A 26,238-nucleotide genomic window follows, 5' to 3' on the forward strand; every position below is an offset into this window, starting at 1 on the left:
ATATTTTATTTTATTAAGGAGTATTTGGCTATGATACACGCTAAATGCTGCATTTTAAGATTTTATGTGAGATGTGAATCTGCTGTTTGATTATTTCTTTAATTGATAATGGAGTTATATTTAATGAGTCTTGCAAAAAGAATTATCCCCTGCCTTGATGTTAAAGATGGACGCGTGGTGAAGGGTGTGAATTTCGTGGATTTAAAAGATGCGGGCGATCCTGTGGAGATTGCAAAAGCATATAATGATGAGGGTGCTGATGAGCTGGTGCTGCTTGATATTTCTGCGAGTTATGAAAAACGCAAAACAATGCTTGATGTGGTGGAGAAAATCGCTCAAGTTACATTTATCCCTTTTAGCGTTGGTGGCGGAGTGGGATCGCTTGAGGATATATCGGCTTTGTTATATGCGGGGTGTGATAAGGTCAGTCTTAATAGTGCGGCGATTAAGAATCCTGCTCTTATTAATGAGGGGGCTAAAAAGTTTGGCTCTCAATGTATCGTGGTGGCTATTGATGCGAAAAAATCGCCAAGTGGCTCGTGGAATGTCTATCTTAATGGTGGGCGGATAGATAGCGGAAAAAATCTGTTTGAATGGATAAAAGAGGTATGCGATAGGGGAGCAGGGGAGATTCTGCTCACAAGTATGGACGCTGATGGCACAAAAAATGGCTATGATAGAGCAATGATAGAATCTGTGGTGCATAGCATTCCCGTGCCATTAATTGCAAGCGGTGGAGCAGGGAAGATGCAAGACTTTGCCGATGTGTTTGAATCTGAGGCAAGTGCGGCATTAGCTGCAAGTGTGTTTCATTACAAAGAAATTACCATAGCAGATTTAAAACAATATCTTTTTGAATGCAAGATTCCTGTGAGAGTATAGGGGGTGGGCGTATGATAGTCTGTGCTGGAAATGGAGAAGATTTTAGCTTTGCGAAGTCATTAGGCGTTGGGCTGGTGGATAGTGCCATAGGGCTAATGCAAATCTGTCAAAGGGAGAGTGTGGATTCTCTCGTGTTTATAGGCAGTGCTGGGGCGTATAGCAAGGAAGTGAAGCTTTTTGATTTGTATATTGCTGATAGTGCGACACAAATTGAGTTAAGCTTTTTACAGGATAAAGCTTACACGCCGCTAGATAATCATATCCAAAGTGGAATCTTGCAGGAAAATGTTTCATATGAAACATTTGCAAACAAAGCCATTGTCAATAGCTCAAATTACATTACCACAGATGAGAATCTTGCTCTACGGTTTGCTAAAGCTGGAATCTTGCTTGAAAATATGGAGTTTTTTAGCATTATGAAAGTCGCTCAATATTTTAATATTCCTTGTTTGGGTGTGTTTTGCGTGAGTAACTATACGCACCAAAATGCACATAGTGAGTTTATGGCAAATCATCACAAAGTCAAGGAGATTCTTTTCCATCATAGTGAGCTAATCCAACAAATCTCTACAAATCTTGCTCAACATAAGGGGCTGTAATGGGGATTATGGGGATTGTAGAATCTAGTAAAAGCACAAACAACGCCTCTGCGGAAGTATCTTTAGGTAAATTTGCGGGTTGTGCAGATATGAAAACAAGGAGTTATCTAAGCGATAATGACGCAGTTTTCATATCAAACTCCCCCAAATTTATCAAAGAGACAACGCAGAATCCTAAGCCAAGCCTTTATAGTTATACGCTTAATGAGCTAAAATCTTTGCTTTCCCCCTCGTTTCGTGCCAAGCAAGTGTATCACTGGCTCTATCATCACTATGAAAATAATATCGCTGCAATGGATAATATTTCTAAGGCTATGCAGGAGCATTTGCAATCGCATTTTATCATCTCGCAAATCACATCTGTGCGGATTGAAAAAAGTAGCGATGGGAGTAAGAAATATTTGTTTCAAACAAAAGACGGACACACCTTTGAATCTGTGCTTATCCAAATGAAGCAAAAAAAGCTTGATGAAAAGGGCAAGATTCTAGAGAATGAAAAATGGACAATGTGCCTTTCTAGTCAAATTGGCTGTAAGGTGGGCTGTGCGTTTTGCTTTACCGCAAAGGGCGGGTTTGTGCGGAATTTGAATGCGGGGGAGATAGTAGAACAGGTGGTGATGATGAAAAGAGATTCAAATATCGCTCCAAATAAGCGAGTAAATATCGTGTATATGGGAATGGGAGAGCCGCTGCATAATCTTGCTAATGTATCTCAAGCCATTAAGATTCTAGCCGAGCTAGATGGGCTAAGTATCTCTGCTAGGCGGCAAACGATTTCTACAAGTGGCATTGCCCCAAAGATTAAAAAGCTGGGAGAGCTGAATCTTGGCGTGCAACTTGCCATTTCGCTTCACGCCGTGAGTGATGAACTCCGCTCAAAGCTTATGCCTATTAATAAGGCATATAATATCGCTGAAGTTTTGAATGAAGTAAGAGCCTTTCCTGTGGATAGCAGAAAGCGAGTGATGTTTGAATACCTGATGATAAAGGGTGTGAATGATGATATAAAGGCTGCAAAAAAACTCCTTGCTTTGTTGAATGGGATTAAGGCAAAGGTGAATCTCATTTTGTTTAATCCGCACGAGGGAAGTGAGTTTCAACGACCGCTTATGGAAGATGTAAAGGCATTTGCTGATTTTTTAGTCAAAAAAGGATTGCTCTGCACGATACGAGAATCTAAGGGGATTGATATTAGTGCGGCGTGCGGACAATTACGAGAGAAAATCAAGCGTGAAAATGGCGAGATAACGCAAAAGTCTAAAAAAGCGAAAGTTTGAAGCGATTTGTTGTAGGCAGGATTTGAAAAGTTGTGCGTGGATACTTAGATTCTAAATGTTTCATATGAAACATTTAGAATCTAAGTGGTGGAATGGCGTTTTGTCGCTTGAGATTCTATAATACGCCCTTAGATTTATGATGAAACTTTTGATAAAGGATAGAAATGGAGCTTGATATTATTTTGATGTTGTTTTTGGCTGTTGTGGCGGTGGTTGGTGTGGGGGCATTTTGGTATTTGGCAAAGGAGAGAAAATGAGTGCGACACAAAAAATGCTCGTGCATATTTGCTGTTCCGTTGATAGTCATTATTTTTTGAGTGAGCTAAGAAAGATTTATCCGCAACACGAGATGATTGGGTATTTTTATAATCCAAATATTCACCCAAAAAGTGAGTATGATTTGCGTTTGCTTGATGTGGAGCGGAGCTGTAAAATGCTCAATATTCCGCTTTTAGAGGGGGAATATGAGATAAAGAAGTGGTTTGTTGATATTAAGGGGCTTGAAAATGAGCCAGAAAAAGGGGAGCGATGTGTGAAATGCTTTGATATGCGATTAGAAAAAACTGCTCAAGTCGCTCATAAAATGAATATAGAATCTTTCACTTCTACTTTGCTTTCAAGCCCATTAAAAGAGCAGCAGATTCTCTATGCGGAGGGTGATGAGATTGCTTCGCGGTATGGGCTGGATTTTATCAAGGTTGATGTGCGGAGCAATGGTGGCACACAAGCCCAAAGTGAGTTGGCAAATAAAGATAGGTTGTATAAGCAAACATATTGTGGCTGTCAATATGCGCTTATAAAACAGCGAGATTTACAAAAGCAAATCGCCCTTGAGCTAATGAGTAACATTGGCAGACAAATTGCACCCGGGAGCAATGAGCAAAGAAAGCGTGTATTTGAAATACGCGATGAGTGTGAGGCACAGGGCAGGGAATATGCGTTATATAAGCAGTCTAAGATTATTTGGCGTAATTTGCGGAGTGTGTGTATTGATGGAGATAAAGTCATAAGCTCGTATGTGATTACGCACTCTCGGAGCAAAAATATGGTAAAAACCGCGGCAATTACTTATATCAAACAAAATGTCAAAGATATACGCTCTCAGATGCAAAGCATACAAATGGGCTATGCTAAACGCGATGATAGCGTGTTTATCAGTATCCAAACGCTCAATCTTTTGCTAAAAACAAGCTATGCCAACACGCAAGAAATGGTGTATAATCCGCCACCTTATGAAGATGAACTTGCTTTGCGTGGTTTGCTGTGTGGGGCGGATAGTCTTAATCCCATTATAGTGATTGATTCTCATATAGAGCGGAGTTTGAAGCTTTTTATTGATGCGTATTTTCAAGAAAGTAGTATTTTTGCTATCGCCACATATTAAAAAAATTTGGTAGAATAGCAAATAATTTTTCACAAAAAGGAGTGTCAATGCAAACACAAAACCGAATAATGGATGTTGAAAAGATCCGTCAGATTCTACCCCATCGCTATCCAATGTTGCTTGTAGATAGGGTGGTGGAGCTTGTCCGTAATAGTAACGACACAAAGCCAGATGGCTACATTAAAGCTTATAAGAATGTAACGATTAATGAAGAGGTATTTTTGGGGCATTTTCCAAGTAAGCCCATTTATCCGGGTGTTATGCAGATTGAAGGAATGGCTCAAGCGGGTGGGCTACTCGCATTTGTAAGTATGTTTGGCGATAATGTTGCTGAAGCTGAAAACAAGATTGTGTATTTTATGACAATTGATAATGTAAAATTCCGCATTCCTGTGGTTCCAGGCGATAGGCTTGTATATGAACTCAAAGTGCTTAAGCATAAAGGGAGTGTGTGGCAGCTTGGAGCGAAAGCCTTTGTTGATGATAAGCTTGTATCTGAAGCTGAACTCAAGGCGATGATTGCAGATGCCCAAAGCTAAGAGGTGGAGAGATGAGTAATATTGGTAAAACAAGCATTGTAAAAGAGGGTGCAAAAATAGGCAAAAATGTCGTTATTGGCGAGTTTTGCATTATTGATGAAAATGTCGTTATTGGCGATGATTGCGTGATAGGTAATTATGTGCATATTGCGGGTTGGACGACTTTAGGCAGGGGCAATAAGGTCTTTAACAATGCCGCTGTTGGTGTCCCACCACAAGATTTAAAATATGCAGGGGAAAAAACGGAACTCATTATTGGCGATGAGAATCTTATCCGTGAATTTACTACGCTCAATCCCGGCACGATCGGCGGACATAGCAAAACAATCATCGGCAACAAGAATCTCTTTATGGCGTATGTGCATATTGCACACGATTGTGTCGTGGGAAATGAATGCATTTTGGCAAATAATGCTACGCTCGGCGGACACGTGGAGCTTGGAGACTATGTGAATATTGGCGGACTAACACCTGTGCATCAGTTTGTTAAAATCGGCTCTGGCTGTATGGTTGCAGGAGGCTCTGTTTTGACGCAGGATTTGCCACCTTATTGCCTTGCAGAAGGAAATAGGGCTTATATTAGAGGATTAAACAAACATCGTATGCGCAAGCTTTTTACTCGTGAAGAGATTGATGAGATTAGTCATTTGTATAAGATTCTGTTTTCACATACTGCCCCAATACGCGAACTAGCCCAGCAGGAGCTAGATAAGAATCCAAATCCAATAAGCCGCTCTATTTGTGAGTTTATTTTGTCAAATACACGCGGTATCCCTCTTAATAAAGGAATGCAAAGTGAGTGATATGAATGTAAAAGAATGTAGTTTTTGTAAAGCAAAAGAGAGTGTGAGTAATCCGGTTATAGCCTCTGGCGTTACACCTGAAGTGTATATTTGCAAAAACTGCTTGATAACAGGCAACACGATTATTAATGAATATATGGCAGAAAATACCCAAAATGATGGGCAAAATGGCGAGGGCAAGGGCTTTGATGTGGTGGCTCCAAGTCCCAAAGAGTTAAAGGCAAGGCTTGATGAATATGTGATAGGACAGGATTCTGCTAAGAAGGTCTTTTCTGTGGCGGTATATAATCATTATAAGCGTATCTTGCAAGGAGAAAAGCAAGTAAGTAATGCTCTGCGTGAAGTAGAGTTGTCAAAATCAAATATTCTACTCATCGGTCCCACAGGGAGTGGAAAAACGCTAATGGCACAGACTTTGGCAAAGTTTTTGGATATTCCTATTGCTATTTCAGATGCTACAAGTTTGACAGAAGCTGGGTATGTGGGCGAAGATGTAGAAAATATCCTTACACGCTTACTTCAAGCTGCTGATGGCGATGTGAAAAGAGCGGAAAAAGGTATTGTGTTTATTGATGAGATTGATAAGATTTCAAGGCTTTCAGAAAATCGCTCTATTACGCGTGATGTGAGTGGTGAAGGTGTGCAACAAGCATTGCTCAAGATTATAGAAGGTAGCGTGGTGAATATCCCGCCAAAAGGTGGCAGAAAACACCCAAATCAAGATTTTATACAAATTGACACAAAAGATATTTTGTTTGTGTGCGGTGGGGCGTTTGATGGCTTGAGTGATATTATTAAAAGGCGTTTGGGCGGCAATGTGCTTGGATTCCACGGGGAGAAAAAGGGCAAGAGTGAAGAGAATGCGTTACTAGAACTCGTTGAGCCTGATGATTTGATAAGTTATGGGCTTATTCCTGAACTCATCGGGCGATTGCATATGATAAGCACATTATCCCCCATCACCAAAGAAGCAATGGTTGAGATTCTCACAAAGCCAAAAAATGCACTCATAAAGCAGTATCAAAAGATTTTTGAGCTTGATGGTGCGAATTTGAAATTTGACAAAGGGGCGATTGAGGCGATTGCGGAGCTTGCTATCAGTAGGAAAACGGGAGCTAGGGGCTTAAGAGCGATTATGGAAGAAGCAATGATTGATTTAATGTATGAATTGCCAGAGCTTGAGGGCTATGAGATTAGCATTTCAAAAGGGTGTATTACAGATAAACAAGCCCCGCTTATGGTGAAAAAAAGAAAGAATCTGCAAAAAAGAGCTTAAATTAAGAAAAATAAAAGCTTAAGCAAAGGTGTTAAAGAGTATAATCGCCACAAAATTTTGCAAAATTTTAAGGAGTTTTTATGTTGATGGACAGACTCATTGGGACTTTTTCCAAAGACATTGCAATTGATTTAGGGACGGCAAACACTTTGGTTTTGGTTAAGGGAGAGGGTATCATCATCAATGAACCCTCTGTGGTTGCGGTGCAGGCGGATAGATTTAGCACAGGCAAGATTCTTGCTGTGGGAAAAGAAGCTAAAGATATGCTAGGGAAAACGCCCGATGGAATCCAAGCCATTCGCCCAATGAAAGATGGCGTTATAGCGGATTTTGATATGACAGAAAAGATGATTCGCTATTTTATTGAGAAAGCTCACAAAAGAAAAAGCCTTATCCGTCCTCGTATAATGGTGTGTGTCCCTTATGGCTTAACCGGTGTGGAGAAAAAGGCGGTAAAAGAATCGGCAATGAGTGCTGGGGCTAGAGAGGTATTTTTGATAGAAGAGCCTATGGCGGCGGCTATTGGAGCGGGATTACAGATTCAAGAATCTAAGGGAAATTTGGTTATTGACATCGGCGGTGGGACAACAGAAATTGGTGTTATCTCTTTGGGCGGATTGGTGATAAGCAAGTCAATTAAGGTTGCCGGAGATAAGCTTGATGTGGCGGTGATGGATTATGTGAGAAAGAAATTTAATCTCTTAATTGGGGAGCGAACGGGTGAGGAGATAAAAATTGAAATTGGCTCTGCTTCCCCTATGGAAAAGCCCCTTGTAATGCAGGTAAGAGGACGCGATCAGGTGAGTGGCTTACTCAACACTATTGAGCTAACAAGCGAAGATGTGAGAGAGGCGATGAAAGATCAGTTGCGAGAGATAAGCAATGCCCTTAAATCCGTGCTTGAATCTATGCCACCAGACTTAGCAGGAGATATTGTGGAAAATGGCATTGTGCTAACCGGTGGTGGTGCGTTGATACGCGGACTTGATAAGTATTTATCTGATATTGTGCGATTGCCTGTGTATGTGGGCGAAGAGCCTTTGCTTTGTGTTGCAAAAGGCACGGGCAAGGCAATGGAGGATTTAGACCTGCTTACGCAACTTGCTTTTGACTAAGGCGGATTATGCGGTATAAAATCCTTGTCTTCGGGATTATCTTTATTGCTTCTATCTTGGTGCTTATGGAAGTGGATAAGGGGATTCGGGCAAAGATTTTGGGTGTGAGCGATTATATTAAAACTTTCTTTTTAAACACAGGGGAGGGCATAGCTGATACCTACAATAGGCATTTTGATCAAGCCGCACAGATAGAATCTTTAAATCAAAAGCTTCAAGATTACGATAAACTCTCCCTTGAAAATCAAAATCTCAAAAACGAACTTGTTAAATATCAAAAAATTGTGGGACAAGATGGCTTTGCCCACGGATTGAGTGATTTTCATTTAGCGAGAATCATCTCATTTGCCACGCTTGGGGAAAAAGATAGAGTATGGCTGAATACAAATCTCTCAAACTATCGCAAGGGCGAGGCGTTGGAAGATAGAATCTTTGGCATAGTAAAAGATAATGCAGCCCTTGGTGTAGCGGTGGTGCAGAATGGACGCGTTGAGGGCTTTTTGAATGGCAATGCAAATTGCAACTATGATGTGTATATCGGGCAGAGTCGGGCTATGGGGATAGTCTCTGGCTCTTCAGGTGGAAATTTGCTTGTGGATTATATCCCCGATTGGATTGAGATTCACAAAGGAGATAAGGTCTTTACAAGCGGACTTGATGGAATCTTTTTGGAAAATATCCCCGTGGGTGTGGTGGAGAATGTGCGTGAAAATTATGGATATTTGAGCGTTGAAGTCAAGCCCTATGCAAGTTTGGGTGAGCTTTCTTATGTGTGGATTATTGATAGGGAAACACCACAGCTTCATCTCTTGCAAGATGAGATACACAGCAATCAGCCCCAAGATTCACAAAAAGAGCCACAAGAAAATATAGAATCTAATGATGTAGAACTTAATATGTAGCAATGAAGCCACGATACATAAAGCAAAACTTTACAATATCAAATGGCGATAAAGAGCAAGGATTTTAAGACATAGGGGCTAAAGAATGAAAAAGCACATCTCTCATAATTCCGCAGAATCTACAAAAGCCCATTTTGCAACACAAGATTCTAGCTTCCCGCATTTTACGCTAAACAATAGAGAGCCACACCAAACAAAGCAAAATGAGACAGAGCGGCTTGATAAGCTTATGGAGTTTTTACATATCATTATCGCTTCAATACAGCAAGATTCTACAAAAGCCCATTTAGATTCCCTTATGCAAGAGTTTAGCTCCCTTACGCATACAGATATAAAGCTCCTTGCAAATCATTCAAATGGCAGGATTGTATTAGCCGAGCTTATCACGCTTTTGCGAGATAGAATCTACACCTTGCTGACACAGGGGGCGTTGTGTGGGGTGGAGTATCTCTCTCTTTTGCTTTTTACGCATATTTCTACATATACAAAGCTTGAGAATATGGCACAGGATACGCGTTTTGATGTGTTTATCACAATGGCACAAAACAATCTCTTTGCTGATGGTAATAGTGATGTTGAAAATCTTTTGTTTATTGAGCTGTATATCGTGGCGAAAATCCTGCGAGATATGGGCAATTTTGATAGGCTTATGCTTGAATATATTTCACTTATCTGCCTTGTGGATATAAACCTTCCGCTTTCACTAGAACACGCAAATTTTATAATCAAGCATTTTGAGAATCTAGGTGTAGATATGTCAATTATGCTTAATGCCCTAAAAAATCAACTTAACAAAAAAGTATATTTTGCCTACCCAAGCCAACGCAGACGCAGTATTTTGAATTGGCAATTGCATTGTTTTTGGAATGTTTCACATTTTTTTAATCATCACGCGTGGCTAGAACTCTATGAAGTGTGGAGGGAGCTGTTTTATACTATGCTTGAAAATGGCGGAGTGGAGGGCATTGATGAGGCGATGTATATGCAGTTTTTTATGTATCATCTATGTGGGAATAACTTTCACACGCAGGAGCAATGGGCTAGATTTTGTAAGGATATTGATAGGGTGGCAGTTAGGCATTATGAGCATTTTGCCAAAAATCAAGGCATTTATGGCGTATCAAATCATCAGCCAACGGATAAAATCCGCATAGGAATCTTGCGTGATAGGTTAGTTGCAAATTCCCCTTATAAAGTGGAATTTAGCCTTTTAAGCAACCTTTTAAGCAATCAAGCCTTTAAGGAGCGTTATGAGATAAGAATCTATGCGATGAAGCTATTTGAAAAAAGTGTAGATGATGAAAAAATCGTGCAATCTTATGAGAATCTTGGCATTCCCGTGATTGATGTAGTATCAGGCTTTCATACACAAGGCTTTTATAACTCTCACTTGCAAAAAGCCCTTGCTATCAAAGAGGCGTTAAATACCGATAATATCAGCATTCTTCTTAGCCCAAATAATGGCTATGGTATAAGCGATTTTATCCTTGCTTCACGCAGTGCAAAGACACAGATTTATTATTCCCACGGCAATTTTGTCTATGATGTGCCTTGCGTGGATTCTAAAATGACACATATTTGTCAAAATAAACGGCGTATTTCTCACGAGGGCTATGAGTTTTATGGTGTGCCGGTGAAAATGCTAGAGCGATTCTATAATCCCCCGCTAGATTCACAAGCTAAAGAAAAAATCGCTCAAATCCGCAGTGAGTTTCCACAAGATAGCGTGATTTTAGGGAGTATCGGGCGATTAACAAAGCTAAACTCTAAGGAGTATTGGCAATGCGTGATTGCGATAATGCAACGCTATCCGCAAAGCATTTATCTAGCCTGTGGTGGGGGGAATGAAAGCCTTATAAGTGAGTGTATCACAAGCTGTTTTATACAAGAGGCAGAGGCTCAAGCATTTTTACAAAGGGTGCATTTCACAGGCTATATAGATAGTGGAATCTATGGGCATATCATTGATATATGGCTTGATAGTTTCCCGTTAGAGCAGGGCGAGAGCCGCATAGAGTATGTGGCAAAAGGTGGGCTAAGTATCACTTTAAGTAAGATTCCACAAGAGCAACGCATTGAAGGCATTCAAACCTCACTTCAAGCTTGGCAGAGTATCCCGCATAAAGATGGCTCACATAAAACACAGGCGGACTTTGATAACGCATTTGCACTTATTAAAGAATCCCAACTTCCTCTCCTTGCCTTTTCGCTTAAAGAGTATGTAGAAAAAGCAGCGGCACTTTTAGGGCATTTTGTATCGGGGGATAGGGCGTATATTGAGAATCTTAGAGATCTTGGGGCAAAGGCTAGGGTAGTGGGCGATGAGATGAAAGAGTATGAAGGAATCTTGGCGTTTATAGATGCCATTACACAAACTCAAAGCTAAAGCGATAAGCAAAATCAAAAATATATGAAAAAGCACATTCTCATTCTAGCGGCGGCAAATATCTCCACCTGTCCGCGTCCTATGAGAATCTTAGAAGCACTCAAAGATGAGATAAAGCAGGGCAAGTATGAAGTAAGCGTTATGGGGATTGATAATGAAGATGGCAGTGCTATGCCTAAGATTCCACATATTGCGACCTTTAGCTATCCTTATGCGAAAAGGCGTAATTTTTTTGGTGAGCTACGATTATGGCTTGATGTGATGTGTAGGCGGTGGGATAGGCTAAGCTTTATTAAAAATCGCCTTGTGGTAAAGGAGCATATCAAAACGCATAGATATGATGTGATTATCTGCCACGATTTACTGCTCTTGCCAGTGTTATTTGCAGGACTAGATTCTAAAAGCAACAGGCAGGAAGCACAATCTACACGCGTTATCTTTGATGCAAGGGAGTTTTACCCATTCCAAAATACAAGCTCACTGCGTTGGCGGCTACTTTTTAAGGCATTTAACACTTATTTGTGTAAAACTTATGCTCAAAGGGCGGATAGAATCTTTAGTGTATCACCGCGATTTTGTGAGCTATATAAAACGCATTTTGGCTTGAAAGCCGAGCTTTTACTCTCACTGCCCCCATATTATGAGCTTAGTCCCAAGCCCATAAATCCCCAAAGCATTAAGATTCTCTACCACGGAGCGTTAAACAAAAATCGCGATATTCATAAGATTATTTATTTATGTCAAAAGCTTGATGAGCGGTTTTGTATGGACTTTATTTTCACAGGCGGGACACAAGAATATCGTAAAAAGATAGAATCTGCTATTTTAAGGCTACAAAAGCAAGGCTGTAATGTCAGGGTATTACCCGCGGTGAGTTTGGAGCAAATAGTGCCATTTGGGAATGATTATGATATAGGTTTTATATACATTCCACAGCATAATCACAATCTCCTTGCCACAATCCCAAATAAATTTTTTGAATATATTCAGTCGCGTTTGGCTCTGCTTTTACCGCCTATTGAGAGCCTACAAAGCATTACGGAAAAATATGATAATGCTATCATCTCGCACGATTTTAGCCTAGATTCTCTAGCTCACGCCCTAAATGCCCTAAGCACAGAAGAGATAAGCAAAAAGAAGCAAAATTCCCACATCGCTGCCTTAGAGCTTAATATCAATCAAAATGTCCAAAAAATCCGCGATACGCTCACAGAGCTTTTAGAGCAAACGCCACTTCAAAAAGAGCCTTACACTATACAACAACATTTCTAAGACTCCCGACAGATTCTATCTCGCATACCACTTCATCGCCCTTTTGTAAGAATCTTGGCGGGTTAAAGCCCATACCCACACCGCTTGGCGTCCCCATAGAGATAATGCTTCCCGCTTGTAATAGACAATAATGCGATAGCTCATACAACGCACTTGCTACATCGCATATCATCAATGAAGTGTGAGAATCCTGCCTTAGCTCATTATTGACATAGCTTTTTATGGCGAGATTTTGTGGATTCACATCTTTAGCATAAAGCACACAAGGTCCCATAGGCAGAGAGCCTTGCAGGGATTTACCCATATACCATTGCTTATGTTTTTGCTGAATGTCTCTAGCAGAAATGTCATTAATAATCGTGTAGCCAAAGATAGAATCTAGTGCTTCTTGCTTGGTTTTGGGCTGATAGAGATGGGATTTTAAAATCACGCCTAGTTCTACTTCATAATCAAGCTTTTGGGTTAAATGGCTATGGGCTGCAATGGGGGCATTATGGGGCGTGGCGTAATTCACGCGTTTGCTAAAATACACCGCATTTTCACGCTTTTCATCAAAAATCTCCTTTTTAAAGGCTGCTGATTCTCTAGCGTGATCAAGGTAGTTTATCCCTAGGCAAATCACATCTTGTCTAGGCATCGGGATAGGGGCTAGAAGTGTAACTTGCGACATAGAAAACGCATAGGGGCAGGTGTGAAACTGCTGCATAGAATCTAGCATTTCTTGTGTGTGAAACTGAATAAATGTCAGCATATCAGTGTAGATTCTAGGAATATCACTCACAAAAAGTTTAGAAAAGGGATAGATTTTATCACCATTTTTACTATCTTCTATGAGTAGTCCAAGCTCACAAGGCTGGGTAAAAAGGGCAAACGCATCTAGGGCAGAATCTTTAACATACAAATCGCACACATAAGGCACAAAGCTTACAAATTTCATTTTTAATCCTTTCTCTTAATATTTTTAGAATCTAGCGTTGGCAAAGTGGCATATTCTAACACAAAGGGGGCAAAAATTAGGATTTTTTGCTACAATCCTAGCTTTATTTTTACTTTTTGTATTTTTATGAATAGGGAGTAGCAATGGACTACAAAGAGACTTTAATTTTACCCCAAACGACTTTTCCAATGCGAGGGAATCTCCCTCAAAATGAGCCGCAAACTTACGCACAATGGAAAGAGAATAATTTCTATGAGCGATTAAAAAATGCCAATAAGAGTGCAAAAAGCTTTACTCTCCACGATGGACCACCTTATGCAAACGGGCATCTCCACATAGGACACGCATTAAACAAGATTCTCAAAGATATTATTGTGAAATATCATTATTTTAAGGGCGAAAATATCCGATACACGCCCGGCTGGGACTGCCACGGACTGCCTATTGAGCAGCAAGTGGAGCAAAAAATCGGTAAAGATAAAAAAGATAGTTTAGAAAAAACGAAATTGCGAGAGCTATGCAGGAATCACGCACAAAAATTTATTGAGATTCAAAGCGAAGAGTTTCAGGCTTTGGGTGTTTTGGGGGATTTTAGCAATCCTTACAAGACAATGGACTTTGCCTTTGAAGCACAGATTTATCGTTTGCTTATAGCCCTTGTGAAAGAGGGGCTTTTGGCAGAACGATCTAAGCCTATTTATTGGAGCTGGGCTTGTGAGAGTGCATTAGCTGATGCAGAGGTGGAATACCAAGAGAAGCAATCAGATTCTATTTTTGTAGCTTTTAGCTTAAGTGAAAGAGCTTTAGACACGCTTGGAATCCCACAAGGCAAACTTATCATTTGGACGACTACGCCTTGGACACTCCCGGCAAATGTGGCTATCTCACTTAATCCTAATGAATCTTATGTGCTGACTAGTGATGGCTATATCGTGGCAAAAGCCCTGCATAGCAAATGCAAGGAGAATCTAGGCATTGGCGAAATCGCACAAGAATTTGATGCCAAAGCTTTTGAAAACCTTGAAGCCATTAATCCGCTAAATGGTAGGACTTCACTTGTGATTTTAGGCGAACACGTGAGTATGAGTGAGGGCAGTGGAGCGGTGCATACAGCCCCCGGACACGGCGAAGATGACTACTATATTGGGCTAAAGTATAATCTGCCTGTGATTATGCCCGTTGATGATAAGGGAAATTTTAGCCCACTTGTAGAATCTATGGGGCTTGTGCCAAAGGAATATGCGGGAGAGTTTGTGGGGAAAAATATCTTTGAAACACACGAGAGTATTTTTAAGATTCTAGGTTTAAATCTTTTGAAAAAAAGTGTGATTACGCATAGTTATCCGCATTGTTGGCGATCGCACAAGCCTGTGATTTATCGTGCGACAACGCAGTGGTTTATTTTGCTTGATAAGCCTTTTTATCAAGGCAAAACGCTCAAAGAATTAGCCTTAAGTGAGCTTGACAAGGTGAGATTCTACCCGCAAAATGGCAAAAATAGAATCTACTCTATGATTGAAAATCGTCCCGATTGGTGTATCTCTCGGCAGAGGGATTGGGGTGTGCCTATTGCCTTTTTGGTAGATAAGGACACAAACGCGCCCTTGCTTGATATAGAAGTGCTTGAGTTTATGGCAGAGATTTTTGAAAAGCAAGGCTGTGATGCGTGGTGGAGCTATGAGATTAAAGACTTACTCCCACAAAGTCATAAGCATTTAGCACAAAATTTAAGCAAAAGCAAACATATCCTTGATGTGTGGTTTGATAGCGGTAGCACTTGGAGTGCGGTATTGAAAAATCCTTATCAAACTAAGAATGCTTATGACGCAGGTGATCACCCAGCGGATATGTATCTTGAGGGGAGCGATCAGCACAGAGGGTGGTTTCAAAGCTCTTTATTGCTCTCTTGTGCGGTGAGTAAAATCGCACCTTACAAGCAGATTCTAACCCACGGCTTTACCTTTGATAGAAATGGCGAAAAAATGAGTAAGAGTAAGGGGAATGTCATCGCCCCAAGTGAGATTATAAAAACGCAGGGCAGTGAGATTTTGCGTCTATGGGTAGCTTTAAGTCAGTATCAAAGCGATCAAAATATAAGCGATGAGATTTTAAAGCAAGTAGGAGAGCAGTATCGCAAGATTCGCAATACTATCCGCTTTTTACTTGCTAATGCGGACATTGAGCCAAGTGTAATGGTGGGCTTTAGTGAGTTAGGAGCGATTGATAGATGGATTTTACAAACTTGTGATAGCGTGTTTGAAGACGCATATAGCTACTTTGATACTTATGACTTTGCTAAGGCATTTCAAGTAGTGATGAATTTTTTAAGCAATGAGCTAAGTGGAATCTACTTGGATTTGTGTAAGGATATTTTGTATTGTGATAAGACGGATTCTGTGCGTAGGAGAGCGATTTTAAGCTCTATGGTACTACTGACACAAAGACTACTACATTTTATCGCCCCTGTGCTGACATACACAGCAAATGAAGCCTTTAGCCACGCGAGTGCGGCTATCAAACATAATCATTTGGGGGGCGAGTATAAGGATATTTTTGAGTTAAAAAGATTTGCGTGTAAAGATGTGTATGATTTGAATCTAGATGTGGATTTTGCCTTGCTTTTAAATGTGCGAGAGAGCTTTGGGGAAGTGCTTGATAATCTTAAAAAGCAAAAAAGCATTAAGTCCTCGCTTGAAGTGGAGCTTGTGTATTGTGGAGATTCTGCGTTGCCAAAAGATTTTACCTTGCTTGATAAGTGGCTCATTGTTTCACGCGTATATGCGGGGCGTGTAGATTCTGCAGATGTGAATGTGCTAGGAAAGTTTGAAGTGCAGGGACATAGCTTTGCTATACGCAAGGCACAAATGGCTAAGTGTGAGCGGTGTTGGCAGTTTGTGGTAGAAAGTGGGGAGCTATGCGAGCGTTGCTCTGCTGTGGTGGCGACACTTTAAAGTGTGATAGGCTTTGGGGGCTTGTAATGGGATTTGAATTTTTTGGTTTAAAGGTGTGGGATTTGAGTGAGCCATTTGGGTATTTTGAGGCTTTTAGTGGGATTGTTGTAGTGCTTTCTTGTGCGTTTGTGGGATTTTTAATCCTCCGCCACTTCCGCCCTAAAAAATTTTAAGAAGGATGTTCTAAAATTTACAAAGATAGATTTTAGTAATTCTAAGATTTTGAGTGAGAAAAACTCTGTTTTTTTCTAGCAGATGTGGGTTGCAAGGAAAATCATAAGGGGGGGAGGTTAAAGGACAATAAACATACGAATTTTTATAATATCCGTATGTTTCACCACAAACTGAATTGCCAAAAAAACAATGTAGAGCCTACAAGCAAGATACCTAGGAACTTAATAGCAAATATCCCTGTGCCTTTTCCCGTTCAAGCGGTGTAAGCGTATGCACCACAGAGCCGATTTTAACTTGATAGGATTTGTGAGATTCTGTTCTAGCATAGCTTAAGGCAATGCGTCCAGCTAGAATCTTATCTTCCACACTTGCATTGCTCTCCACAATCCCAAGCGGTCCTACGCAATCAAGCAAAGTAATCTGCTCCATTTGCGGATTTGGCGTGGCAAGTTTAGCATTTTCCTCTTCATTCCTTGCAATGACGCATCTTGCACCATTTTCCAGCACGAGATACCGCCCAACCTTTACCATCTCTATATCTTCAAACTGCATTTGACGATGCGAGATGAGATCCTTAATCTTTAACGCCACAGAATCTTGAGTGAGCAGACAGCCACCTCCGGGCTTTTCAAAATACTTAAACCCATACTCCTTAATCATCTCTAGCTGCCTTGTGCGTCCCCGCCCACTTACATCAAGTAGCTTCTCTCTATCTACCCAGCCCATTTTTTCAGGGAAGCTTGGCTCTAAAAGTTTAGCACTCATAGGACGCAAAAGCAATTCATCAAGGGTTTGTGGCTTACTCTTATCGCTCCCATCACGGCTTAAGATTCTATCAAACTTAGAATCTAACCCTATTTTTCGCACAAGAGACCTAACTTGGTCTAAAGCTTCCTTGCGTTGGGATTTTGGACGCTGTCCTAGCACCTCACCGCTAATGACAAAATCCGCATTAACCTTAAGCAGATAATCAAACGCATTAGCAAACATATTGGCGTGACAGTCAATGCAGGGGTTAAAATACTTGCCATAGCCGTATTTTGGCTTAAACAACACATCATTAAAAAACTGCTGTCTTATATCAAGGACTTGCAATTCTACATCAATCTGTGCCGTGGCGTTTTGAAAATATTCTAGCTTATCCTTATTCCCGCCAAAGCCGATGTTAAAATGCAGGGCAATCACATCAATGCCTTGATCTTTTAATAATTTCATAGAGATGAGGCTATCACAACCTCCGCTAAAAAGTGCTAAAGCTAACATAGGGTAATAATTCTCCTTTTTTAAGTTGTAAAATTTTGGTTTTTACTTCCTTGATGAGTGCGCCTTTTTCCTGCAAACTCATCGCTTCAAAACGCGGTATTTGAGACAAAAACTGCGTATAAGCCTGAATAATGAATAATCTCAAATGTTCTTTAAGGGAGGGTAAATCATTTAAAGGCTTGATTTTTTCATTAATGGCAATGGCAATAAGCAGTGGGTGTCCTATCTCTTGTTGCAAAAGCTTGGCAAACTCTTCTCTTTTGTAAGCAAACAACGATATATCAATATATTCTAATGTAAAATCAATCCATTCTGGCTTTTCAAGCAAAGTTTTCACAAGCACAGATTCAGCAATCTCTTGCGTTGGGGCGGTAAAAGCAGGGGGAGTATGCAACACACGGCGTTTTGAGCCGATAAGATGTGTAGGCAAAGATAGCAAATTTGCGAGTGTGGGCTTATACTCCTCTTGTAGCACAGGGCTAAGTGTGTGAAGAAACTGCGTAGATTCAGCTAATGCCTTTTCTTTCTCCAAAGGATTATTGAGATCATAACTTTTAGTAATATGGCTTAGGATAAAATCCACAAAAGGCATAGGGTTAGCAAACATATCGCTGAGTTCATTTACCTGCTTATTTGCCACCATATCAGCAGGGTCAGCTCCATTAGCAAAAATCACAACACCCCCATCTTTGCCACTTGCGGCTAGAATCTTAGCTGCTTTAAAAGCCGCATTTATCCCCGCCTTATCGCCATCATAGCTTAGAATCACCTTTGGCTCCCCCTTGCTTAAAAGTGGCAAATGATCCTTTGTCAAAGCCGTGCCAAGTGTCGCCACCGCGTAGTCAAACCCCGCTTGATGTAGCATAATCACATCAAGATACCCCTCACATACAATGATTTTCTTTTGCTTATAAATCTTTTCTTTTGCGATGTAGTAGCCATAGAGCAGTTTTGATTTATTAAAAATCTTGCTTTGTGGGGAGTTTATATATTTCGCATTTGCCCCACTCATCGTGCGTCCGCCAAAGCCCACAACCTTGCCACTAGGAGAGTGAATGGGAAAGATAATCCTATCGCTAAACCTCGCATACTCCCTCGTAGAATCTTTGCCAATTACGCCATATTCCAAGGCTTCAGCCTTATTCAGCATTTTAGCATTAAGAAATTTAAGCGTTTCAAAGCTCGCCCCACAATAGCCCAAAGCAAATTTTTCAATGCTTGAGTTTGCCACACAGCGAGAGCTAAGGTATTCTAAAGATGGCTTATGATTTAAGAGATTCTTTTGATAAAATCGCGTTATCTCATCAAGCAAAGTAAAATCGGGCTTTTTCTCATAGCTCTTTTCGTATTCAAGTGTGAAATTCATAATCGCTGCGATTTTCTCCACACTCTCTACAAAACTTAGCTTTTCATACTCCATAAGAAACTTTATGCTATCACCGCCTACGCCACAGCCATAGCAGTGATAGAATCCTTTTGCTGGACTCACCACAAAACTAGGTGTTTTCTCATCGTGGAATGGACAACACGCCACATAATTGCTTCCAACTTTTTTTAACTCCACAACCGAGCCGATAACATCAAGAATGTCTATTGTTTGTTTGAGCGTTTCAATGGAATGTTTGCTAATCATTTTTAGTGCTTTTCCTTAGAATCTATAAATGCTAAAATCAGCAAAATTGTATAGAAAAAAGGCTTAGATTCTAAACTTTTTGAGCCAAATTTACAAGGCAAACATAATATCAAGTTATAAAATAAATGCTACCTATCCGCCCTTATCACACCAAAAGTTTAAAAAAATCTTGCCTATTATTCCAAAAATAATGATTTTTGCTATACTAAAGACACTTTTAATTTCACGACAAAAGGACACACAATGAAAATCACTTACACACTCACAGATGAATCCCCAGCCCTAGCGACCTACTCATTTCTGCCTATCGCAAAGGCTTTTCTTAATCACGCAGACATTAAAGTAGAGAGCGCTGACATTTCCCTAAGTGCTAGAATCTTAGCACAATTCCCGGAGAGTTTAAATCCAAATCAACGCGTAGAAGACGCCCTAAGTCAGCTTGGTGAGCTTGTCAAAACGCCAAATGCAAATCTCATTAAAACCCCAAATATCTCTGCTTCAATCCCCCAGCTTAAAAACGCCATTAAAGAGCTACAAGCAAAGGGCTATAATGTGCCAAATTTCCCAGATGAGCCGAGCAACGAGCAAGAAAAGGCAGTGAAAGAAAAATACCAAAAAGTGCTAGGCTCGGCAGTCAATCCTGTTTTACGACAGGGCAATTCCGATCGCCGTAGCACCAATGCGGTCAAATCCTACGCACAGAAAAATCCTTACCGCGTTACGCCTTTTGATAAAAACTCAAAAAGCTGTGTGAGCTATATGAAAGAGGGCGATTTCTTTGATAATGAAAAGGCGGTGCTAATCGAATCTCCCACAACGGCAAAGATTATTTTCAAAGATTCTAGCGGACAAAAGGTATTGAAAGATGGGCTAAAGCTAGAGGCAAATGAGATACTAGATGCCACCTTTATGGACGCACAAAAATTGAGTGAGTTTTATACAGAGCAGATTGAATCCTGCAAAAAGCAAGGCATACTCTTTTCACTGCATTTAAAAGCTACGATGATGAAAGTAAGCGATCCAATCCTTTTTGGCTATGCGGTGAAAGCGTATTTTAAGGAGCTTTTTACTGAGTTTAAGGACGAGTTAGAATCTTTAGGTGTGAATGCCAATAATGGCGTGAATGAGCTGCTTACAAAGATAGAATCTAGCCCCAAAAAAGCGGCGATTCTTGCGAAATACAATGAGATTTTAGAAAAATCCGCCAAAATCTCTATGGTAAATTCCGACAAAGGCATTACCAACCTGCATATCCCAAGCGATGTGATTGTAGATGCCTCAATGCCTGCTATGCTAAAAAATGGCGCGAGATTATGGGACAAAGACGGCAAGGAATGCGATGCGAACGCTGTGATTCCCGATAAAACTTATGCGACTATTTATGAAGCCGTAATTGAAGATTTAAAGGCTAATGGAGTGCTAAATCCTGCGACTTTAGGCAGTGTTAGCAATGTAGGCTTAATGGCGAAAAAAGCCCAAGAATATGGCTCACACGACAAAACCTTTGTAGCCCCAAATGATGGGGAGTTTATTATCGTAGATTCTAATGATAAAGTGCTGCTTACTCATCGCGTGAAAAAGGGCGATATTTATCGCGCTAATCAAGCCAAATTTGATGCGGTGCAAAACTGGATTGATTTAGGGATTGAAAGGGCGGATTTAACGGGGGATAAGGCGATTTTCTGGCTTGATTCTAAAAGGGCTAGTAATAACATTATGATTGATTTAGTTAAGAAAAGACTACAAGAAAAGGGCAAAGACATAGCCATTTTAGCCCCAAAAGAAGCGTGTTTAGAATCCCTGCGACTTATCCGTGCTGGGAAAAATGCCATTTCTATCACAGGCAATGTTTTGCGTGATTATTTGACTGATCTTTTCCCAATTTTGGAGCTTGGCACAAGTGCGAAAATGCTCTCCGTCGTGCCTATGCTAAATGGCGGGGCGATGTTTGAAACCGGGGCTGGGGGCAGTGCGCCAAAGCAGGTAGAACAACTTGTGGAGGAAAATCACTTGCGTTGGGATAGCTTGGGTGAGTTTCTAGCCCTGCAAGCAAGTCTAGAGTTCTACGCACAAAAGCAAAATAGTCCTAAGGCAAAGGTGTTAGCAGACGCACTAGACTCGGCTACTTCACAATGGCTTGATAATAACAAAGCCCCTTCACGCAAAGTAGGCGAAGATGACAACCGCACAAGTCATTTTTACTTGGCGATGTATTTTGCTAGGGCGTTGAGTGAGCAAAAAGTGGATTCTAGCATTGCAGCATTCTTTACGCCAATTGCTAATGAGCTAGAATCTAAGCAAGATTCTATTAGGGCTGAATTTAACTCCGCTCAAGGCGTGAAAGTAGATCTAGGCGGATATTATAAATTTGATGACAATAAGGCTGAAAGCGTTATGCGACCGAGTAAAAGCTTTAATGCGGTGATTGAACGAATTGCTAAGAAATAGTTTGCAGCTAAAATGCTAGATTTTACTTTGTTTAGTGCGTATTTGGGTGCTGTTATTACGCTTATCATTACACCCGGACCGGTTGTTGCCCTTGTGCTAAAAAATACGCTAAAAGGGCAAGATTCTAAAACCAAAAGCACACAAGCCTTAAAGACAATCTGCGGGACAAATCTAGGCTCACTCCTGCTTATCGCTGTAAGCATTGCGGTGATTTTAGGTGTAGCTAAAGTCTCAGAAACTATGCTTGGGATTATGAGTATTGTAGGCTGTGGCTTTATACTCTATCTTGGCTCTAGCTCACTTTTGGGATTTTTTAAGCAAAGGAAATGTGGAGATTCAGCACAGCCTTGCCATATTGAGCGTAGCGAAATATCTTATAAAGATTCTAAATTTGAAAGCAATCAAAGTGAAGATTCTTTAGAAAAGACAACGCAAAACAAATATAGCCCTTTCTTACAAGGCTTACTTCTAAGCCTATCAAACCCCAAAGACATTTTATTTTTCATCGCCTTTTTTCCGCAGTTTTTAGGTATAACGCACTCTCTGTATCTTAGCATTGCAGTCCTTACGCTATCGTGGATAGCCCTTGATTTTAGTTTGCTTCTTCTTATAAGCTACATTTCCCAAAAGATACAACTAAAGCGATTTGAAACGCTCATAGCCCCACTTAGCGACATTGTGCTTATAATGGTTGGAATCTTTGGCATTGTATATGGAGTAATATCTTTGCAAAACTAGCATAAGCCCTAGTCCATATTTGTTTTACGCCAAAATATCAAGCAAATGCACCTCATCGCCCACACACGCAATATCATCAGCCACATCATCTTCTACCACTGCCAAGCTCTCACTCTCTTTAGCGGATTCAGAATCTTTATGCGATTCTTGCTCGTTTTTTTTCTCCTGTTTATCATCAGGATCAATGGCTTTTGTCTCTTGTGCGGGGGCGACTTCTTGCACGGCTTTAAGTTTATCTACAAACTCTTGCATATTTGCATTGAGTGCAAAATCCACCTTTTGCATCGCATTTGCGTGTTGCATAGAGCCAACTTGGGAGTTTTGATTGATATAAGTAACATTTCCAATGGGACTAAGTGCCATATCCTCCTCCTTTGGTTAAGATATACTCATACAAGTATCGTCCCTATGTTTAAACACATTAGCTCCTATCATACGCCACTATCGTTATTTAAGCAAGGGTTATGCTAAGCATTCTTATTTTTCCTTGCAAATATGCACAAAAACACTTATAATACCACTTCAAATTGAGTGTATTTCAAGATTCTAAGGGGATAAAATGGCAAAAGATTCTAATGGCATAGAACTCAACGCTGGAGATAATGTAAGCGTTATCAAGGATTTAAAAGTCAAAGGGGCTTCAAGCACCATTAAACGCGGCACGACAATCAAAAACATCAGGCTTACAAACAAAGATGATGAGATTGAAGCTAAGGTTGATAAATGCGGTGTGGTCGTGCTAAAAACCTGCTTTCTTAAAAAGATATGATTGAAAATCCCACACTATGACTCCCATCTCTCACCGCACTAAAAAAGCCGTAGTAAAAGCTCTGCGTCTTTTATGTATAGGCTTATTATGTTTTGCTTTTCTTGGCTGTGATTTACACAAATCCCCGCGAGAAAAGGCTCAACAAGAGGCGATAGAAGGCTATATGCAGGGGCTGTTTGGCGGGGATTTAGACAAATATCTCCGCTATTCTAGCTATGGCTTTGCCCTTCAATCTATGGGAAATGCCAACCTTGCCAATCTCTTTGTCGCCGCAGAATCCGCACAAGCAGCAATGCTTAAAGGATATAAGAAAGTAGAGATTCTAAGCATTAAACAAGATGACCTTACACAAGCAGCTCCCCACACACAAAGCACACAAGATTCTAGCCCGACTATGCCTACTGCAACCGCCCTTGTGAGAATCCACTTTGGCACAGCGATTGTGGAGACAGAGCTTCATCTTGTAAATTATGAGCAAGATAATTGGATTATCAACTCCGAGCTTAGTCTCGCAGATACCATAAGATCACAGCTCCAACATTAAGTTTGCTTCCCAACCTCCCACTTTAAACCCCTACTTTCTCATCAATTTGAGATTTTCTAAGAAACTTCGCCTTGCTTGTTAAAATTCAAAATCCCCTAAAATCTCCCAGCAAGCGAGACAAAAAACGCCCTGCCACTCGCACGATAGTAGCTATAATAAGCGTGGTTAAAAAGATTTGTGATATTTGAGCTTATATCAAGATTCTTATTTATCCGCCACCCCAAACGCAAATCCGCAATAATGTAGCTATCTGTCGCTCCATACACACCACTAGGCGTTAGCGTATTCATCGCATTTTTATAGGGCTTACTTGCATATTCCACGCCAAAAGAGCCATAAAACGCCTCCTTATCATAGTTCAATGCCCCATATGCCATATGTGCTGGAATCCCAGCAACCTTATTGCCTTGCGTATTAGATTCTATACTTTTTAGAATCTTAGAATCCATAAAAGTATAAGTGAGATGCACACTCAAGCCATAGCCTAAGGGCAGCATAAGAGAGCTTTCAATCCCTTGTATGCGATTTTTGCCAAGATTATCATACATTCCACGCAAATTGACATCAGCATAATATTGCATAATCGCATTTGTTATTGTGTTGTTAAAATAATACATTTTAAATGCTCCATAATCTTCACCCAAAACAATATCCCATTCAAAGCCCACATCAAAGCTTATAACATTCTCTGGCTTTAAGTGTGGATTCCCCTTTATAAATGTGCCATCGCTCAATGCCCTGTTGCTAAACATTTGAGAGAGCGTAGGGGCTTTAAAGGCTTGTCCAAAAGATGACTTCAAGCGTGTTGTGTCGCTTAAAGCATAATTGAGCGATATTTTAGGACTAAGATTATGCTTGGTATTTTTCGCATAAACATCAGTATCTTTATACACATCATAGCCCTGCCAAAAGTCATACCTTACACCAATATTTGTGCTTAAAGATTCAAAAAAATTCCCCTGCCACTCGCTAAATACTCCCACATTTGCACTTTTTCCGCCTTGAGCGTAGCCTGAAGTCGCCCTGCCTTGAGATGTGGAGTTAAAATCTTTCCAATTTGCTATGTAATCTAATGTCTGTGTGTAGTTGTTATGCCGATACTGCACGCCACTTAAGATTCTATGATTTTCACTCACATTTGCAAGGTAGAGCAAATCAAGGTTATTTGTCTGATATCGGTGATTTGTTTGTGAGCCTACACCGCCATTTATGCTTGTATTCGCATTTTGTGGGTTCGCACCACCATCGGGGTTATTAAACTTATCCCAGCCATCAATGCGTGAAAACTTCACTTCTATATGACTATCATTTGGTAGATAATGCTTATAGCCCACCGCACTGACTAGCTGATGATACATTTCTTTGCCGATATGTCGTCCATAGAGAATGGGGGCTGGTCTGCCATCATTAATATCCACTTCTTGATTATCACCATAGCTTGGATTGCCATTTTGGGTTAGGAATGTGCGTTGATTTTTATGATCATAGCTATACATATTCCACCGCAAATAACCACTCAATGTCCCCACATCGCCAATGTCATACTCTGCTTTCAAAGCACTATCATAGATTTGATATGCCTGATTTCCCATATCGCCAATGTTATACCTTAGCTTCCCGGTGTCAGAATTTAGCGTGGGTTTCCCGCCTTCATAGCCATTTACATCACTGACTACAACAGAATCTGCCGCATAGCCTTGTGAATTTGTCGTGCCAAAAGAGAGTTTCACTCGCAGTTTTTTCTCTAAAAACGCATCACCCACACTCACATATCCACGAAATGTATTCTTTGGGGCAAACTCCGTGCCTAGTGCGCTACCATAGCCAAAACTCGCCCTTGTCTCAAAACTTGTTGGCATAGTTGTGATGAAGTTAATCGCTCCAGCAACCGCACCACTGCCATAAATATTTGAAAACGCCCCTCGCACCACCTCCACCTGCTCTATATCATCAGCACTCATCGCTGTTAGCATTTTTGTATTGTTATTTATGTCATTTAGCATAATGCCATCAATCATAACCGCCGCACCGCTTAGCCCACGAATCTTCACACCATCAAAGGTATCCATACCGCGTGATTTACTCTGCTGCAAACCCTCAAAGCCACGCAATGTGTCGCTAAATTTGTAATTTGGACGGAGATTAATCTCTTTTTGTGTTACCACACTGACATTGCCCGGAGCCTCGTTGATAGGCGTATCCACACGCGAAGCACTCACTATGCTTTTGCCAAGATTCACAGAGATTTCATCGTGAGCTAAAGACATACCTATCACGCTCATTATCATAAACACTTTTAACTTCATCGTAATATTTCTTATGTAAAAACTAATAAAGATATTACTA

The 26,238-nt window shown here is 40.6% G+C and carries 22 protein-coding genes; 17 read left to right on the forward strand and 5 right to left on the reverse strand.

Going from position 1 to position 26,238, the window contains the following annotated elements; all coding sequences use genetic code 11:
• The first annotated feature begins 123 nt into the window (after positions 1-123).
• The 11 genes from hisF to LS74_RS02940 all read left to right on the forward strand — a co-directional run bounded on the left by hisF (position 124) and on the right by LS74_RS02940 (position 12,435).
• Entirely contained in the window at positions 124-882 is a 759-nt protein-coding gene (hisF, locus tag LS74_RS02890) for an imidazole glycerol phosphate synthase subunit HisF (protein WP_034587938.1), read from the forward strand.
• A gap of 11 nt (positions 883-893) precedes the next feature.
• Positions 894-1,481, forward strand: coding sequence for a 5'-methylthioadenosine/S-adenosylhomocysteine nucleosidase family protein (locus tag LS74_RS02895; RefSeq protein WP_034587937.1), 588 nt, complete (start codon positions 894-896; stop codon positions 1,479-1,481).
• Complete coding sequence (rlmN, locus tag LS74_RS02900; protein ID WP_236096781.1) at positions 1,481-2,758, forward strand: 23S rRNA (adenine(2503)-C(2))-methyltransferase RlmN; 1,278 nt, start codon at positions 1,481-1,483, stop codon at positions 2,756-2,758. Before LS74_RS02895 ends, rlmN begins: the two co-directional genes overlap by 1 nt.
• 253 nt (positions 2,759-3,011) lie before the next feature.
• Positions 3,012-4,142 (forward strand): epoxyqueuosine reductase QueH, encoded by a 1,131-nt coding sequence (locus LS74_RS02905; RefSeq protein WP_034586841.1) that lies wholly within the window; start codon positions 3,012-3,014, stop codon positions 4,140-4,142.
• A gap of 47 nt (positions 4,143-4,189) precedes the next feature.
• Positions 4,190-4,681: a 3-hydroxyacyl-ACP dehydratase FabZ gene (gene fabZ / locus LS74_RS02910; protein ID WP_034586838.1), complete on the forward strand. Its 492-nt coding sequence runs from the start codon at positions 4,190-4,192 to the stop codon at positions 4,679-4,681.
• A gap of 11 nt (positions 4,682-4,692) precedes the next feature.
• Positions 4,693-5,484, forward strand: coding sequence for an acyl-ACP--UDP-N-acetylglucosamine O-acyltransferase (gene lpxA, locus LS74_RS02915; protein ID WP_034586836.1), 792 nt, complete (start codon positions 4,693-4,695; stop codon positions 5,482-5,484).
• Position 5,485: 1 nt separating this feature from the next.
• Entirely contained in the window at positions 5,486-6,760 is a 1,275-nt protein-coding gene (gene clpX / locus LS74_RS02920) for an ATP-dependent protease ATP-binding subunit ClpX (protein WP_034586848.1), read from the forward strand.
• 80 nt (positions 6,761-6,840) lie between these two features.
• Positions 6,841-7,875: a rod shape-determining protein gene (locus tag LS74_RS02925; RefSeq protein ID WP_002956029.1), complete on the forward strand. Its 1,035-nt coding sequence runs from the start codon at positions 6,841-6,843 to the stop codon at positions 7,873-7,875.
• 8 nt (positions 7,876-7,883) lie between these two features.
• Positions 7,884-8,777 (forward strand): rod shape-determining protein MreC, encoded by an 894-nt coding sequence (mreC, locus tag LS74_RS02930; protein WP_034586834.1) that lies wholly within the window; start codon positions 7,884-7,886, stop codon positions 8,775-8,777.
• 85 nt (positions 8,778-8,862) lie between these two features.
• Positions 8,863-11,163, forward strand: coding sequence for a hypothetical protein (locus LS74_RS02935; RefSeq protein ID WP_034586831.1), 2,301 nt, complete (start codon positions 8,863-8,865; stop codon positions 11,161-11,163).
• Between the two features lie 24 nt (positions 11,164-11,187).
• Positions 11,188-12,435, forward strand: a complete 1,248-nt coding sequence (locus LS74_RS02940) for a glycosyltransferase family protein (protein ID WP_034586828.1) — start codon at positions 11,188-11,190, stop codon at positions 12,433-12,435.
• Here LS74_RS02940 and LS74_RS02945 read toward each other — a convergent pair.
• A complete protein-coding gene (locus LS74_RS02945; protein WP_034586824.1) occupies positions 12,416-13,372 on the reverse strand; it encodes a fumarylacetoacetate hydrolase family protein in 957 nt (318 codons plus the stop codon). The two genes, LS74_RS02940 and LS74_RS02945, sit on opposite strands and share 20 nt — an antisense overlap.
• 143 nt (positions 13,373-13,515) lie before the next feature.
• On the opposite strand from LS74_RS02945, the gene ileS reads away from it, so the two are divergent.
• The gene (gene ileS / locus LS74_RS02950) at positions 13,516-16,323 is read left to right on the forward strand and encodes an isoleucine--tRNA ligase (protein ID WP_034586821.1); all 2,808 of its coding nucleotides are present in this window, start codon (positions 13,516-13,518) and stop codon (positions 16,321-16,323) included.
• Positions 16,324-16,349: 26 nt separating this feature from the next.
• Positions 16,350-16,496 carry a hypothetical protein gene (locus LS74_RS10880; protein ID WP_167480464.1) on the forward strand — a complete coding sequence of 49 codons (147 nt, stop codon included), beginning with the start codon at positions 16,350-16,352 and terminating at the stop codon, positions 16,494-16,496.
• Between the two features lie 214 nt (positions 16,497-16,710).
• Here LS74_RS10880 and LS74_RS02955 read toward each other — a convergent pair whose 3' ends face one another.
• Together LS74_RS02955 and dnaG are read right to left on the reverse strand one after the other, a co-directional pair.
• Positions 16,711-17,760 carry an argininosuccinate synthase domain-containing protein gene (locus LS74_RS02955; protein ID WP_084584352.1) on the reverse strand — a complete coding sequence of 350 codons (1,050 nt, stop codon included), beginning with the start codon at positions 17,758-17,760 and terminating at the stop codon, positions 16,711-16,713.
• Positions 17,738-19,393 carry a DNA primase gene (gene dnaG / locus LS74_RS02960; RefSeq protein ID WP_034589228.1) on the reverse strand — a complete coding sequence of 552 codons (1,656 nt, stop codon included), beginning with the start codon at positions 19,391-19,393 and terminating at the stop codon, positions 17,738-17,740. The genes LS74_RS02955 and dnaG overlap by 23 nt, the downstream gene beginning before the upstream one ends.
• Before the next feature lie 243 nt (positions 19,394-19,636).
• Between dnaG and LS74_RS02965 the strand changes: the two genes are divergently transcribed.
• Both LS74_RS02965 and LS74_RS02970 read left to right on the forward strand, forming a co-directional pair.
• Positions 19,637-21,841 carry an NADP-dependent isocitrate dehydrogenase gene (locus LS74_RS02965; RefSeq protein ID WP_138128790.1) on the forward strand — a complete coding sequence of 735 codons (2,205 nt, stop codon included), beginning with the start codon at positions 19,637-19,639 and terminating at the stop codon, positions 21,839-21,841.
• 12 nt (positions 21,842-21,853) lie between these two features.
• Positions 21,854-22,579, forward strand: coding sequence for a LysE family translocator (locus LS74_RS02970; protein ID WP_034587598.1), 726 nt, complete (start codon positions 21,854-21,856; stop codon positions 22,577-22,579).
• A gap of 24 nt (positions 22,580-22,603) precedes the next feature.
• Here the strand turns inward: LS74_RS02970 and LS74_RS02975 are convergent, their stop codons facing one another.
• A complete protein-coding gene (locus LS74_RS02975; protein WP_034587599.1) occupies positions 22,604-22,942 on the reverse strand; it encodes a hypothetical protein in 339 nt (112 codons plus the stop codon).
• Between the two features lie 196 nt (positions 22,943-23,138).
• Between LS74_RS02975 and LS74_RS02980 the strand changes: the two genes are divergently transcribed.
• Both LS74_RS02980 and LS74_RS02985 read left to right on the forward strand, forming a co-directional pair.
• Positions 23,139-23,348 carry an alkylphosphonate utilization protein gene (locus LS74_RS02980; RefSeq protein ID WP_034587602.1) on the forward strand — a complete coding sequence of 70 codons (210 nt, stop codon included), beginning with the start codon at positions 23,139-23,141 and terminating at the stop codon, positions 23,346-23,348.
• A gap of 16 nt (positions 23,349-23,364) precedes the next feature.
• Entirely contained in the window at positions 23,365-23,892 is a 528-nt protein-coding gene (locus LS74_RS02985; protein ID WP_236096782.1) for a hypothetical protein, read from the forward strand.
• A 95-nt stretch (positions 23,893-23,987) separates the two neighbouring features.
• Here LS74_RS02985 and LS74_RS02990 read toward each other — a convergent pair whose 3' ends face one another.
• On the reverse strand, positions 23,988-26,198 hold the full coding sequence (locus LS74_RS02990; protein WP_034587604.1) for a TonB-dependent receptor: 2,211 nt from the start codon (positions 26,196-26,198) through the stop codon (positions 23,988-23,990).
• Between the last annotated feature and the right edge of the window lie 40 nt (positions 26,199-26,238).

Source organism: Helicobacter magdeburgensis, assembly GCF_000765825.2.
In the GTDB taxonomy this organism is placed as follows: Bacteria; Campylobacterota; Campylobacteria; order Campylobacterales; family Helicobacteraceae; genus Helicobacter_C; species Helicobacter_C magdeburgensis.